Below are 14,413 nucleotides of genomic sequence, written 5' to 3'. Positions count from 1 at the left end.
AAAATCTCAAGGGCATGATGCTCTTATTTTCAATATTCCTTTGAGCCAAACAAAAAAGCGACCCGTTTAAGGTCGCTTTTTTGTGGGTTAGTTTTCAGAATGTTCTTTGAGCGGGAATCTTCTGCGTACCAGCACGAAGAATAACGGTACGAAGAATATAGCCAGCACTGTCGCCGAAATCATTCCGCCCATCACCCCGGTCCCAACCGCGTGCTGGCTACCGGAACCTGCGCCGCTGCTGGTAGCCATCGGCAGAACACCGAAGATAAACGCCAGTGAGGTCATTAATATCGGGCGTAAGCGCTGGCGGCAGGCATCAAGTGTTGCCGCTACCAGTTCACGACCTTGCGCATTCATATCGTTAGCAAACTCAACAATTAATATGGCGTTCTTGGCGGCAAGACCGATGACCGTCAACAGTCCTACCTGGAAGTAAACATCGTTTTCCAGGCCGCGCATCCACGTTGCCAGCAGTGCACCAATCACGCCCAATGGCACCACCAGCATCACCGAGAATGGCACCGACCAGCTCTCATACAGTGCCGCCAGACACAAGAACACCACCAATAACGAGATGGCGTACAGCGCCGGAGCCTGCGCCCCAGATAGCCGTTCCTGATAGGACATTCCCGTCCATTCGAGGCCAAAACCTGTCGGTAACTTCTGCACCAGGGTTTCCATCACTTGCATCGCGGTCCCGGTACTGACGCCTGGTGCCGCTTCACCAACAATTTCTAATGCGGAGTAGCCGTTGTAACGCTCAAGGCGAGGCGAGCCGGTTTCCCAATGCGAAGAGGCAAACGCGGAGAAAGGCACCATTCCGCCATCTTTATTACGTACGTACCACTGGTTAATGTCTTCCGGCAGCATGCGGTATTTCGCCCCCGCCTGCACATACACCTTCTTCACACGACCACGATCCATGAAATCGTTCACGTAGCTCGAACCCCAGGCGGTTTGCAGCGTGTTATTGATATCATCAATAGATACACCCAGCGCCTGCGCTTTACGCTGATCGATATCGATCTGCATTTGCGGGCTGTCGTCCAAACCATTGTGGCGAACGCGGGTCAGCAATTTTTCGTCGCCAGCCATCTCCAGCAATTGATCGCGCGCCTGCATTAACGCATCGTGCCCGGCCCCCGCGTGATCCTGCAATTCCATATCAAAACCTGCCGCGTTCCCTAAACCGCTTATGGCTGGTGGGCTGCTGGCAATCACGCGCGCTTCTTTTATCTCACGGAAGGCTTTGGTTGCCCGTTCGATAATGGCAAACGAACTGGCCGTTTTCGGGTCGCGTTCATCCCAGTCTTTCAGGCGCACAAACATACGAGCCACGTTTTGCCCGTTACCGCCAGGGCCTGAACCGATGGTCGCAAACACCGACAGCACGTTATCTTTCTCTTTGGTCAGATAATATTGCTCGAGCTTTTCAACCACTTTGGTGGTTTGCTGCTGTGTGGCGCCGCTCGGTAATTGTATTGAAGTGGTGAATACACCCTGATCTTCCAGCGGCAGGAAGGAGGTCGGCAAGCGCAGGAACAAGAACACCATACCGCCAATCAGCAGCACATAAATTAGGATCCAGCGCAGGCTGTGCGCCAGAATCTTGCCAACACCCGATTCATAACGGGCCGCATTGCGGTTAAACATGCGGTTAAACCAGCCGAAGAAACCTTTCTGACCGTGATGTTCACCTTTATGCAGCGGCTTTAAAATCGTGGCGCACAATGCGGGAGTCAGGATCATCGCCACCAATACCGACAACACCATGGCCGAAACAATCGTTATCGAGAACTGGCGGTAAATCGCCCCGGTGGTGCCACCAAAAAAGGCCATAGGTACAAACACGGCGGAAAGCACCAGCGCAATCCCGACCAGTGCGCCCTGAATCTGGCCCATGGATTTTCGGGTTGCTTCTTTGGGCGATAATCCTTCCTCGCTCATGATGCGTTCAACGTTTTCCACTACCACAATGGCGTCATCGACCAATAAACCGATGGCCAGAACCATCGCAAACATGGTCAGGGTGTTGATGCTGTAGCCGAAGGCATAGAGCACGGAAAACGTCCCCAACAGCACCACTGGTACGGCGATGGTGGGAATCAGCGTGGCGCGGAAGTTTTGTAAAAACAGATACATGACGAGGAACACCAGCAGGATGGCTTCCAGCAGCGTTTTCACCACGTCAATAATTGAGGCTTTCACGAATGGCGTGGTTTCGTAAGCGATTTTCGCTTCCAGACCATGAGGGAAATATTGCGATAACTCTTCTATTTTGGCGCGTGCGAGCTTATCGGTTTCCATCTCGTTAGCACCCGACGCAAGTTTGATCCCAAGGCCCGACGCGGGCTGGCCGTTGTAACGGCTGAGAAAGTCATACTTCTCGGCACCCAACTCAACTTCTGCCACATCGCCTAACGAAACCAGCGAACCATCCTGATTGACACGCAACGTAATATCTTTGAATTCCTGTGGCGTTTGCAGCAGCGACTGGGAGTTAATTGTGGCGTTCAGTGCCTGCGTATCGACCGAAGGTGTGCCACCCAATTGACCGACGGCAATTTGCGCATTCTGCGATTTAATCGCATCCACCACGTCTTGCGTGGTCATCTGGTAGCTGGTGAGTTTGGTCGGATCAAGCCAGATACGCATCGAGTATTGCGAACCATAGGCGTCTACGTCGCCCACGCCATTGATACGGCTGATCGGGTCCTGAATATTACTGGCAACATAATCGGCGATATCTTGCTTATCCATGCTGCCATCGGTGGAAACAAAGGCCACCATCAAAATATTGGTATCACCCGTTTTCCTGACGGTAACACCCTGGGTTTGCACAGCCTGCGGCAATTTACGCAATGCGGATTGCAACTGGTTTTGCACCTGTTGCACCGCTTCGTCAGGATCGGTCCCGGCTTTAAAACTCAGCGTAATAGTAGCCTGGCCGGTACTGCTGCTTTGGGAGGACATGTACATCATGTTGTCCAACCCGGTCATATTCTGCTCGATAACCTGCGTTACCGTGTTTTCCAGAGTTTGTGCAGATGCACCAGGGTAGTTTGCAGTAATGCGCACATTCGGCGGCGCGAGGTCAGGGTATTGCTCAACGGGAAGCGAAAAAATGGCGAGCAAGCCGGTGAGGCACAAAATAATGGCCAACACCCAGGCAAAAATGGGGCGATTGATAAAGAAATTCGCCATTCAGTCAGGACCTCGTCAGTACTTCAGATTATGATTTTTGGGTAAGCCGTCACTGTAGCCTTAACTGCAAGTCCAAACGTGGAGAAATTGAGGAGATAATGTAAATTATCTTCGTCCTTTGTAGTGCCTGAGCGGCCTAAAAGCCCCGACTTTCAAGGAACAGCACCGTCGCCGCAACTCGGGATCGCACCTGAAGTTTACGCAGTAAATTGCGAATATGAACCTTCACCGTTTCTTCTGAAATATGCAAGCCGGAGGCAATTTGCTTATTCGATAAACCTCGGGCGACTTCCTGCAATACGTCCAGTTCGCGTTCGGTCAGTACGGCGAACGGGTCATCGCTGCGCTTATCGGTGCCGCGGTTGCGTAAATATTCCGCGACCTGCTCGCTGTAAGCTTCGCCTTCGGTGGCCCCACGGCGAATATTATCGAGCAACACATCGGGTTCGCTATCTTTGAGTAAGTATCCGTCGGCACCCGCATCAATCAGTGTGAAAATATCGCTGCGCGAATCAGAAACTGTTAGCACGATAATGCGCGCACTGACGCCGTCACGGCGCAGCGCGTTTAACGTATCCAGCCCGCTCAAGCCTTTCATATTTAAATCGAGCAAGATCAGGTCGGGCGCCAGACGGTTAGCCATACTAATCGCTTCGGCACCGCTACTGGCTTCACCCACCACACAAAAAGTGTCATCAATTTCCAGCAACTGGCGAATGCCACGGCGCATTAAAGGATGATCATCGACGATTAATACCTGACAGACAGTTTGCTCATTCATAACAACTCCCAGAACTTTCACATTATTATCGTTATGGATTTACGGTTGTTTCGCTGGTCGCTAAATCCCCTGGCGGCGAGCGAAAATTCATCGTAATCAACGTCCCACCCGAATCAGGACGGGAAATAGTCAACTCGCCACCTAAACGCGCGGCGCGTTCATGCATAATATTTAATCCGTAATGCCCTTCGGGTTCCGTCAGGCTGGCAATCCCGGTTCCATCATCAAAAATATTCACGGTATGAATTCCTGATACGGATGTATTACAGCTTACGGATATTTTACGGGCTTGCGCATGTTTAATCGCGTTTAAAACGCCTTCACGAATAATCTGCAACAAATGCACCTGTTGGGAGGCATCCAGCGCCTGAGTCGGAATATCGCAATCAAGCGTAATGATGGCATCGGTCTGGTTGCGTAGCGGAGCAACCATCTCTTGTAACGCAGAAGGCAAATCGGCCTGCTGGAGCGTCAGACGGAACGTGGTCAGTAATTCGCGTAACTGGCGATATGCGTCATTCAGCGCCTGGGAGAAATCATTAATAATGCGCTGCGCAGGCTGGTTTTCAACTGGAACCGTGCGTTTTAATAGCGTCAGTTGAATGCGCAAATAAGAGAGCACTTGCGCCAGTGAGTCGTGTAGCTCCCGGGCAATCGTCGCGCGCTCTTCCATCAACAGTAACTGCTGATAATGTTTTTGCGCCTGGTTGAAATACAGGCCGCGCCCCAGCATGTTCGCCAGGCTTTGCATCAGCGGCAGTGGGGGGACGCCCTCTGCTGCCTGCCAGCGCAGTAATCCTAACTCTTTTTGCTCAAGAACAATCGGCAAGGTCTGCCATGACTCGCTGTCTTGCTCTTCACCGTCGTGAATTTTCCAGTTTTCGCCAGTTTTCATCTCCAGATAATTAACCGGTGTTTTCTGGCGTACCTGTTGCAAAACGCGCTCGAAACACTGTTTATCGATAGTGCTGACGGTCAGCGCTTGCGAGCAGGCGTACAGCACTTCCAGGGTGCGGTTCGCTTCCTGCAAATCCCGCGTTTTTTCTTGCACGCTTTCTTCAAGTGTTCGATAGAGTTTTTGTAATTCGCCCGACATGCGTGTGAACGTTTGCGACAGGAGCCCCAGTTCATTAGGCAATTGTGTATTCAAAGGAGGGTGATCAAATTCGCCACGCTCAATGGAGGCACTGGCTTCCATCAATTTATTCAGCGGGGCGACAACCTGATGGCGAAAGCGGCGCAGCGTGAAAAACACCAGCGTGAAAATCGCAATAAAGCCGACTACTGAGGCGAAAACCACCTGCATCATTTTGCGCTCGGCATAATGTTGAAGCGCCAGAACAAATAAATCGATTTGCTCAACGTAGCCGGAAATATGCGCCTGATACCACGCTAAATCTCCGTTGCGAATATGCTCCTCCATCTCCAGCCAGGCATAATTAATCACTTTGAAGCGATCCCGAACTTCGGCTGGTACCCAGAATTTCTCCGTTTTCAATAAGGCGGGAGAACTCAGCGACTGGGCATATTGCTCAAGATGCTTATCTAATTCTCTGCGGTCGCCCTGCAAATCATATCCCAGACGATAGCTTTGCATGCGCAATGAACCCGCAACGTTGACGGCTTCGGCGTCACGTAAACTGCTGGCGAGCGTCAGCATCGCAATGCCTGTAGAAAGCAGCGATAGCAGAACAATGTAAAAGAAGGCGCGGGCCAGGCTCGTTGAGACCGAGCGTTTTACTATCACCTGTCAATATCCTGAGAATTATGGAGGAGGAAACGATGTTTCATTAAACACGAAAAGAAATTGATCCGTACCAGGTTATTGTCAGATTTCAATGCAAACTGGGCAAATGACCATTGCCAGTTAATAGTTTGCCAGGTCATAACATATCCCCATAAAAAATAAGCCTCCTGTTTGTAATAACGGGCAAAGGGGTAAAATGAATCGTTTTGTTCTTGCCAATGCTCAGCAGTGTATCGGGTGTCATGCTTGTGAAGTGGCCTGCGTGATGGCCCACAATGAAGAAAAGCATGTTCTGACCAGCCAACAATTTCAGCCGCGCATTTCGGTGGTAAAGCATGAAGGACGGCGCAATGCCGTGACATGCCGCCATTGCGAAGATGCCCCGTGTGCCAGCAGTTGCCCTAATGAAGCCATCAGGCGAGTAAGCGACAGCGTGCAGGTGAATCAGCAAAAATGTATTGGCTGCAAATCCTGCGTGGTGGCGTGCCCGTTTGGCGCGATGCAGATTATCACCGTTCCAATGAATGATGGGCGGCCCGTTAAAGCCAACGCCCACAAATGTGACTTATGTCAGCACCGTGAAAACGGCCCTGCCTGTGTGGAAAATTGCCCGAGCAAAGCGCTGAAATTAATCAATAGTGAAACCCTGGTCGCGCTGGCGAAAGCCCGACGTTTACGCTCGGCGGCGCAAGAGTCGCAGCCGTGGCACAGTACCGCACAGCAAATGGCGCAGCAGCAATCATTGGGGGCGGATTTAACCAAAACCAACAAAATGCGCATGACGCCGGCACGCCAGGACCCGGACAAAATTGAGCTGGTACGGCGCAAAACAGGCTTCGACGAAATCTATTGTACCTTCGATAAAAACCAGGCGGAAAGCCAGGCTGACCGCTGCCTGAAATGTGGCAATCACAGTATTTGCGAGTGGACTTGCCCGCTACACAACCATATTCCGCAGTGGATTGAGCTGGTCAAAGAGGGGCGCGTGCTGGAAGCAGTAGAACTTTCACATCAGACCAACTGCCTGCCAGAAGTCACCGGGCGCGTTTGCCCACAAGACCGCTTATGCGAAAGTGCCTGTACGCTTAAAGACGAATATGGCGCAGTCACCATCGGCAACATTGAACGCTATATTTCTGATAATGCGTTTGCCAGCGGTTGGACGCCGGATCTTTCCTATGTGAAACCAACAGACCGTCGCGTAGCGGTGATTGGCGCGGGGCCAGCCGGGCTTGCCTGTGCAGATATTCTGGCGCGTAACGGTATTAAAGCAACGGTGTTTGACCGCCATCCGGAAATCGGTGGCTTGCTGACGTTTGGCATTCCGGCGTTCAAGCTGGATAAATCGCTGTTAAGCCGTCGCCGTGAAATCTTCAGTGCGATGGGCATTAAATTCAAACTCAATTGCGAGATTGGTCGTGATATCTCGCTGCAACAGGTTCTGGCCGATTACGACGCGGTGTTTGTCGGCGTGGGAACGTATCGTTCTATGAAAGCCGGGCTGCCAAACGAAGACGCGCCGGGCGTTTACGACGCGTTGCCGTTCCTGATTGCCAATACTAAACAGGTGATGGGTTTACCTGAGCTTGAAGACGAGCCGTACATCAACATGGCGGGCAAGCAAGTGGTCGTCCTCGGCGGCGGTGATACGGCGATGGACTGCGTGCGCACCTCAATTCGCCACGGCGCTGAGCAAGTCACCTGCGCTTATCGCCGTGACGAAGCCAACATGCCAGGCTCCAAAAAAGAGGTGAAAAATGCCCGTGAAGAAGGGGCGCAGTTTGAATTTAACGTCCAGCCGTTGAACATTGAGCTGAATGACAGCGGGAGTGTGATGGGGATTCGGATGCTGCGCACCCAAATGGGTGAATCGGACGAACAGGGCCGTCGCCGCCCGGAGCCTATTGCCGGTTCTGAATTTGTCATGCCAGCAGACGCGGTCATTATGGCGTTTGGTTTCCACCCACACGGCATGCCGTGGCTGGAGGAGCACAGCGTAAAACTGGATAGCTGGGGCCGAATTATCGCCAGCGTTGAAGACAAAATACGTTTCCAGACCAGCAACCCGAAAATTTTTGCTGGTGGCGATGCGGTGCGCGGTGCCGACTTAGTTGTGACCGCAATGGCGGAAGGGCGTCATGCCGCTGCGGGGATAATGGAGTATCTGAACGTTGCGCCTCAACGCGTGAATTAATCGACAAACTTGCCCCGACGTAAAGCCGGGGTGAGTGTTTGTTTTACAAACCGAATTCCTTTTTGATCCCACACCGGTATTTACCCCTAAAGGGTGATGCCTCTACCACCCCTTCGTCACATAACGTATTACCTAATAAAAACCCGTAGAAAACTACGGAAATAACACAGAAGTGTTTGCCGATTTCTTGCATGGCGAAATCTGGCACTTGTGATGCAAGGATGTGCTTTATGGCTAATTTTTCCCGACGTGGATTACTCACCGGGAGCTTTCAACGCTCCTCGACAGCTTTTCGCCCGCCCTGGAGCGGGGACGAACAACATTTTCTGGTGGATTGCACGCGCTGCAATGCCTGCTTATCGGCCTGCGAAACCCGTGTGTTAAGACGCGGCCAGGGCGGATACCCCGAAGTTAACTTTGAGCGCGGCGAATGCACATTTTGCTACGCCTGCGCGCAAGCTTGCCCGGAAAAACTATTTCTTACGCGTGAGGTTTCACCCTGGGAACATACGTTATCGATTGGCGATAATTGCCTGGCTAAAAACAGCGTCGAATGCCGTAGCTGTCAGGATATCTGCGAACCGCAGGCCATCTCGTTTCGCCCGTCATTATTGGGTATCGCACAACCTTTAGTTAACCACACCGATTGCACCGCCTGCGGCGCATGCATCTCCGGTTGCCCGGTTTCCGCCATCACGATGAGGCACGCAAATGCAAGCTAACTGGCACGTCGCAGGCCTGGTGGTTCAGGCCCAACCCCAAAATATTCTTGCGGTGAGCGCCGCATTAAACGAGCTACCGGGCAGCGAAGTCGCGGCAAGTGATGCTGAACACGGCAAATTGGTGGTGGTTATGGAAGCAGAACGTAGTGACGTGCTGCTAAATCAAATTGAGTCAGCACGCAATATTGCGGGCGTGCTGGCGGTGTCGCTGGTTTATCACCAGCAGGATGAGCAAGGTGAGGAAACACCATGAAACTCAGTCGTCGTAGCTTTATGAAAGCGAACGCTATTGCAGCCGCGGCGGCCGCCGCTGGCCTTAGCGTACCGAGTGTTGCCCGTGCGGTTGTCGGGCAACAAGATGCCATTAAATGGGATAAAGCCCCGTGCCGTTTTTGTGGCACCGGTTGTGGCGTATTAGTCGGCACTCAGGATGGACGTGTGGTGGCAAGCCAGGGCGACCCGGATGCGCCGGTTAACCGTGGCCTGAACTGCATCAAAGGCTACTTCCTGCCAAAAATCATGTACGGAAAAGACCGTCTCACGCAGCCGCTACTGCGCATGAAAGACGGCCAGTACGATAAAGAAGGCGAGTTTGCTCCCATCACCTGGGACCAGGCCTTCGACATCATGGAAGAAAAATTCAAAACCAGCCTGAAAGAGAAAGGGCCAGAAGCGGTCGGCATGTTCGGCTCCGGGCAATGGACGGTTTGGGAAGGTTACGCCGCATCAAAATTATTCAAAGCGGGTTTCCGTACCAATAACCTTGATCCTAATGCTCGTCATTGCATGGCTTCTGCGGTGGTCGGCTTTATGCGTACCTTTGGTATGGATGAGCCGATGGGCTGCTACGACGATATCGAACAGGGCGATGCTTTCGTGCTGTGGGGATCGAACATGGCGGAGATGCACCCGGTTTTGTGGTCGCGCATCACTAACCGCCGCCTGTCGAATGAAAACGTTGAAGTCGCGGTACTTTCTACCTTCCAGCATCGTAGTTTCGAGCTGGCAGATAACGGCATGGTGTTTACGCCACAAACCGACCTGGCGATCCTTAATTACATCGCCAATTACATCATTCAAAACAATGCCATCAACGAATCATTCTTTAAGCAGCATGTGAATCTGCGTAAGGGCGTGACGGATATTGGCTATGGTTTACGCCCAACGCATCCGTTAGAAAAGGCCGCTAAAAACCCGGGTTCTGATGCTTCCGAACCGATGAGTTTTGAAGATTACAAAGCGTTCGTTGCCGAGTACACGCTGGAAAAAACCGCGCAGATGAGCGGCGTGCCAGAAGACCAACTCGAAGCGCTCGCGAAGCTTTATGCCAACCCGAATAAGAAAGTGATTTCTTACTGGACGATGGGCTTCAACCAGCATTCCCGTGGCGTGTGGGCCAACAACCTCGTTTACAACATCCACCTGTTGACCGGCAAAATTTCTCAGCCAGGCTGCGGGCCGTTCTCGCTAACCGGGCAGCCATCTGCGTGTGGTACGGCGCGTGAAGTGGGCACTTTCTCTCACCGCCTGCCTGCTGACATGGTGGTGACCAACGAAAAGCACCGCCAAATCGCAGAAAATATGTGGCAACTGCCTGCGGGAACTATTCCTGCAAAAGTCGGTTTACATGCCGTAGCACAAGACCGTGCGCTGAAAGATGGCAAGCTCAATGTCTACTGGGTGATGTGTAACAACAACATGCAGGCCGGACCGAACATTACCGAAGAGCGTATGCCGGGCTGGCGCGATCCGCGCAACTTCATCATCGTTTCCGATCCATATCCGACGATCAGCGCCCTGAGCGCGGATTTGATCCTGCCAACCGCCATGTGGGTGGAAAAAGAAGGCGCATACGGTAACGCCGAACGCCGCACTCAATTCTGGCGTCAGCAGGTTAAAGCGCCGGGTGAGGCAAAATCCGATCTCTGGCAGCTGGTTCAGTTTGCGAAGCGCTTCAAAGTCGAAGAAGTGTGGCCTGCGGAACTTGTCGATCAAAAACCAGAATATCGTGGCAAAACGCTGTTCGACGTGCTTTTCGCCAACTCTAACGTCAGCAAATTCCTGGTGACTGAACTGGCCGAAGGGCAGTTGAATGACGAATCCCATGAATTAGGTTTCTACCTGCAAAAAGGGTTGTTCGAAGAGTACGCCGCATTTGGGCGCGGCCACGGCCACGATCTCGCGCCGTTTGATGATTACCACAAAGCACGCGGCCTGCGCTGGCCGGTGGTCGATGGCAAAGAGACGCTCTGGCGCTATAGCGAAGGGCATGACCCTTACGTGAAAGCGGGTGAGGGTTTCAAATTCTATGGCAAACCAGACGGAAAAGCGGTGATTTTCGCGCTGCCATTTGAGCCTGCGGCAGAGTCCCCTGACGAGGAATATGACCTGTGGTTATCCACCGGACGCGTTCTGGAACACTGGCATACCGGCAGCATGACGCGCCGCGTACCGGAACTGCATCGTGCGTTCCCTGAAGCACTGCTGTTTATCCATCCGCTTGATGCCAAAGCGCGTGATTTGCGCCGTGGCGACAAAGTGAAAGTGCTGTCGCGCCGTGGTGAATTGATTTCGATTGTTGAAACACGTGGCCGCAACCGTCCACCGCGGGGACTGGTGTACATGCCGTTCTTCGACGCCGCGCAACTGGTGAATAACCTGACGCTGGATGCAACCGATCCGCTTTCCAAAGAGACGGATTATAAAAAATGCGCTGTGAAACTGGCGAAGGTGTAAGGGGGGTATCATGAAAAACAGAATGTTATTCAAATGGATGGCTGCATTAACGCTGCTGATCAGTGGTGCGTTATGGGCGGCAAACGGGGTTGATCTTACGCAATCACCAGAAGTTTCCGGTACCCCGGAAGGCTCAGTCAAAATGCCAAAACAACAGGGCCGTATGGCGCTGAACTATGTGAATCAGCCGCCAATGATCCCGCACAGCGTTGACGGTTATCAGGTTTCCAAAAACACTAACCGCTGCCTGCAATGCCACGGCGTTGAGCATTACCGCACGACGGGCGCACCGCGAGTCAGCCCAACGCACTTTATGGACAGCGACGGTAAAGTGCTTTCTAACGTCGCCCCGCGCCGTTATTTCTGCCTGCAATGCCACGTTCCACAAACCGATGCGGCACCGATTGTCGAAAACACATTCACGCCGTCTAAAGGCTTTGGAAACTAGAGGCCATTATGGATAAATCAACCCGAAAACCCGGCATCATCCGTCGTATATGGCAGTGGTGGCGTCGCCCGAGCCGCCTGGCACTTGGCACGTTATTGCTGATTGGTTTCGCTGGTGGGATTATTTTCTGGGGCGGCTTTAACACCGGCATGGAGATGACAAACCGCGAAGAGTTCTGTATCGGTTGCCACGAAATGCGCGCCAACGTCTACGAAGAATATATGCAGACGGTGCACTACAACAATCGCAGCGGCGTGCGGGCAACCTGCCCGGACTGCCACGTTCCACATGAGTGGGGGCCAAAAATCATACGTAAGATTCAGGCCAGCAAAGAGTTGTATGCCAAAGCATTTGGCTTAATCGACACGCCGCAAAAGTTTGATGACCATCGCCTGGCGATGGCGCAAAACGAGTGGCGAAGGATGAAAAACAACAACTCGCAAGAGTGTCGCAACTGCCATAACTTCGATTACATGGATTTCACCGCGCAGAAAACCGTGGCGGCGAAAATGCATGATAAAGCGGTCAAAGACGGGCAGACCTGTGTGGATTGCCATAAGGGGATTGCGCACAAACTCCCGGATATGAGCGAAGTGAAGAACGGTTTCTAACCCCTTCGTAGGTCGGATAAGCGTCAGCGTCATCCGACACCAGAGGTGTAAATGGTGGATGACGCCTACGGCTTATCCACCCTACATTTTGCCTTTACAACGAGATTGATAACCACCATATCAAAGCCTATGATTATCGGCTCCCCTAACTCACTGTGGAGACGGTATGTCGATTAAAATTGAAGTCATCAAAGATAAAATCCTCTCAGATAATTACTTCATCCTGCGCAATATCACCTACGATCTATACCGTAACGAAGCCGAAGCTATTCGCCACAAACGAGAAGTCTATGACCGCGGTAACGGTGCAACCATGCTGCTCTATAACCGTGATAAAAAAACCGTGGTACTGACACGCCAGTTTCGTGTTGCAACATGGGTAAACGGTAATCCTGACGGCATGTTGATTGAAACCTGCGCGGGATTGTTGGACGCCGACGAACCGGAAGTGTGTGCGCGCAAAGAAGCTATCGAAGAAACCGGCTATGAAGTAGGAGAAGTCGAAAAAGTCTTTGAGCTATATATGTCGCCAGGCGGCGTGACCGAGCTGATTCACTTCTACATGGCGGAATACAGCGACGCCCAGCGTGAAAATGCCGGTGGCGGTATTGATGATGAAGACATTGATGTACTCGAATTGCCTTTCACACGCGCCCTCGACATGGTGGCAACAGGTGAAATTCGTGACGGAAAAACAGTCATTCTGTTACAGCAATTGCAGCTCCGTGGAATTATGGGTTAAAAGCATTTAAATTCAATGGATTACGGGTTTGTTATTTAAGGTGAATCTATCCGATAAATCCGATTGAGCGCAAACGTTAACCAGACGAAGATATCGCCACATTTTGTACATTAAATTCTCTTCGTCTTTTCAGGATATGTGTCGCCAATGGGTTTCCGGATTAATTCGCTGTTTCTCTTTTTATTCTTTATAGCGAGCTCCGTTTTCGCGGCACCTGCACAAAAGTCTTTTTCCGATTGGCAAGTTACCTGCAACAACCAAAATTTTTGTGCGGCCCGTAACACTGGGCTGCATCAAGGATTAGTCATGACGCTGACCCGCAGTGCGGGTGCGCATACCGATGCAACGCTGAGAATTGATCTCGGCAATATGACCATCACAGAACCTAAAGCGCCGCCGATTGCGCCGCGCCTGTTGGTAGATGGTGAACCGTTGACGTTGGACTTAGCGAAATGGCAGGAAACAGCGCACCATCTCAAAACCAGCGATGCGGACGCGATAAACAGCTTTCTCGATAAAGTGGCGAACGCCGATGCGATTACGCTGGCGAATGGTCGGGGAAGTATTTCGCTTGCGGGTCTGAAAGCGTCATTGCTATTTATTGATAGCCAGCAGCAACGCGTAGGCAGTGAAACGGCCTGGATTAAGAAAGGTGACGATCCGCCGCTGAGCGTGCCGCCTGCGCCCGCACTCAAAGAAGTCACACTGACAAACCCTACACCAACGCCTTTAACGCAGAAAGAACTGAGTGATCTGCTGGATTACGGCACATGGCGCATGAACAACAGTCAGTGCTCGCTAGATCCCGCCCGTCGTGAAGTTCGTGTGTTTGCGCTCAGTGATGATAAAGCTTTGCTGATGACCGGTTGCGAAGCGGGCGCTTACAACGTGGTCGATCTCGCCTGGGTGGTATCACGCCAGAAACCCTTTGCGGCACGACAAATTCGCTTAAAACTGCCGTTTACGCCGGGGAGTGGAAACACTGAACTTGAGCTGATGAACGCCGGGTATGATGAAACGAACAAAGAGCTGATGACGCTTGCGAAAGGACGTGGCATCGGCGATTGCGGCGTTGCGACGCGCTGGCGTTTTGATGGACAGCGTTTCCGCCTGGTGCGTTATGCCGAAGAACCGGCGTGCGATGAGTGGAACAGCAATGCGTCGTGGCCGACACTTTGGGTGACGAAGTAATCCCCGTCGTCTTTCAAGTTGCAGGTGTGTTGGCTAC

General features: G+C 52.2%; 11 protein-coding genes. 8 read left to right on the top strand and 3 right to left on the bottom strand.

Annotation, left to right across the window (positions count from 1 at the left end):
- Positions 1–87: 87 nt before the first annotated feature.
- The 3 genes from acrD to narQ all read right to left on the bottom strand — a co-directional run bounded on the left by acrD (position 88) and on the right by narQ (position 5,732).
- A complete protein-coding gene (gene acrD, locus AC0IWZ_RS15365; protein WP_471678982.1) occupies positions 88–3,204 on the bottom strand; it encodes a multidrug efflux RND transporter permease AcrD in 3,117 nt (1,038 codons plus the stop codon).
- 136 nt (positions 3,205–3,340) lie between these two features.
- The gene (gene narP / locus AC0IWZ_RS15360; RefSeq protein WP_172893501.1) at positions 3,341–3,985 is read right to left on the bottom strand and encodes a nitrate/nitrite response regulator protein NarP; all 645 of its coding nucleotides are present in this window, start codon (positions 3,983–3,985) and stop codon (positions 3,341–3,343) included.
- A gap of 31 nt (positions 3,986–4,016) precedes the next feature.
- A complete protein-coding gene (gene narQ / locus AC0IWZ_RS15355; RefSeq protein WP_471678983.1) occupies positions 4,017–5,732 on the bottom strand; it encodes a nitrate/nitrite two-component system sensor histidine kinase NarQ in 1,716 nt (571 codons plus the stop codon).
- 196 nt (positions 5,733–5,928) lie between these two features.
- Between narQ and aegA the strand changes: the two genes are divergently transcribed.
- The 8 genes from aegA (at position 5,929) to AC0IWZ_RS15315 (ending at position 14,376) form a co-directional block, all read left to right on the top strand.
- The gene (gene aegA, locus AC0IWZ_RS15350; RefSeq protein WP_471678984.1) at positions 5,929–7,926 is read left to right on the top strand and encodes a formate-dependent uric acid utilization protein AegA; all 1,998 of its coding nucleotides are present in this window, start codon (positions 5,929–5,931) and stop codon (positions 7,924–7,926) included.
- 230 nt (positions 7,927–8,156) lie between these two features.
- Positions 8,157–8,648 (top strand): ferredoxin-type protein NapF, encoded by a 492-nt coding sequence (gene napF / locus AC0IWZ_RS15345; RefSeq protein ID WP_034497536.1) that lies wholly within the window; start codon positions 8,157–8,159, stop codon positions 8,646–8,648.
- Complete coding sequence (gene napD / locus AC0IWZ_RS15340; RefSeq protein WP_034497534.1) at positions 8,638–8,901, top strand: chaperone NapD; 264 nt, start codon at positions 8,638–8,640, stop codon at positions 8,899–8,901. The genes napF and napD overlap by 11 nt, the downstream gene beginning before the upstream one ends.
- A complete protein-coding gene (gene napA, locus AC0IWZ_RS15335; RefSeq protein ID WP_471678985.1) occupies positions 8,898–11,384 on the top strand; it encodes a nitrate reductase catalytic subunit NapA in 2,487 nt (828 codons plus the stop codon). Before napD ends, napA begins: the two co-directional genes overlap by 4 nt.
- Positions 11,385–11,394: 10 nt before the next feature.
- Positions 11,395–11,832: a nitrate reductase cytochrome c-type subunit gene (napB, locus tag AC0IWZ_RS15330; RefSeq protein ID WP_115627644.1), complete on the top strand. Its 438-nt coding sequence runs from the start codon at positions 11,395–11,397 to the stop codon at positions 11,830–11,832.
- Positions 11,833–11,840: 8 nt separating this feature from the next.
- The gene (gene napC / locus AC0IWZ_RS15325; RefSeq protein ID WP_120065936.1) at positions 11,841–12,443 is read left to right on the top strand and encodes a cytochrome c-type protein NapC; all 603 of its coding nucleotides are present in this window, start codon (positions 11,841–11,843) and stop codon (positions 12,441–12,443) included.
- 166 nt (positions 12,444–12,609) lie between these two features.
- The gene (nudK, locus tag AC0IWZ_RS15320) at positions 12,610–13,185 is read left to right on the top strand and encodes a GDP-mannose pyrophosphatase NudK (RefSeq protein ID WP_410373458.1); all 576 of its coding nucleotides are present in this window, start codon (positions 12,610–12,612) and stop codon (positions 13,183–13,185) included.
- A gap of 147 nt (positions 13,186–13,332) precedes the next feature.
- Positions 13,333–14,376, top strand: coding sequence for a DUF1176 domain-containing protein (locus AC0IWZ_RS15315; RefSeq protein WP_034497522.1), 1,044 nt, complete (start codon positions 13,333–13,335; stop codon positions 14,374–14,376).
- Positions 14,377–14,413 lie beyond the last annotated feature (37 nt).

It is taken from the genome of Buttiauxella sp. AC142, assembly GCF_979253435.1.
The sequence above is the reverse complement of the archived record's forward strand: the minus strand, read 5'-3'. Positions and strand labels throughout refer to the sequence as shown.

What these genes read in the sequence shown, in the direction of transcription:
- AC0IWZ_RS15315 (WP_034497522.1), top strand. Translation starts at nt 13,333, where the DNA reads ATGGGTTTCCGGATTAATTCGCTGTTTCTCTTTTTATTCTTTATAGCG.
- aegA (WP_471678984.1), top strand. Translation starts at nt 5,929, where the DNA reads ATGAATCGTTTTGTTCTTGCCAATGCTCAGCAGTGTATCGGGTGTCAT.
- napC (WP_120065936.1), top strand. Translation starts at nt 11,841, where the DNA reads ATGGATAAATCAACCCGAAAACCCGGCATCATCCGTCGTATATGGCAG.
- narP (WP_172893501.1), bottom strand. Translation starts at nt 3,985, where the DNA reads ATGAATGAGCAAACTGTCTGTCAGGTATTAATCGTCGATGATCATCCT.
- nudK (WP_410373458.1), top strand. Translation starts at nt 12,610, where the DNA reads ATGTCGATTAAAATTGAAGTCATCAAAGATAAAATCCTCTCAGATAAT.
- napD (WP_034497534.1), top strand. Translation starts at nt 8,638, where the DNA reads ATGCAAGCTAACTGGCACGTCGCAGGCCTGGTGGTTCAGGCCCAACCC.
- napB (WP_115627644.1), top strand. Translation starts at nt 11,395, where the DNA reads ATGAAAAACAGAATGTTATTCAAATGGATGGCTGCATTAACGCTGCTG.
- napF (WP_034497536.1), top strand. Translation starts at nt 8,157, where the DNA reads ATGGCTAATTTTTCCCGACGTGGATTACTCACCGGGAGCTTTCAACGC.
- acrD (WP_471678982.1), bottom strand. Translation starts at nt 3,204, where the DNA reads ATGGCGAATTTCTTTATCAATCGCCCCATTTTTGCCTGGGTGTTGGCC.
- napA (WP_471678985.1), top strand. Translation starts at nt 8,898, where the DNA reads ATGAAACTCAGTCGTCGTAGCTTTATGAAAGCGAACGCTATTGCAGCC.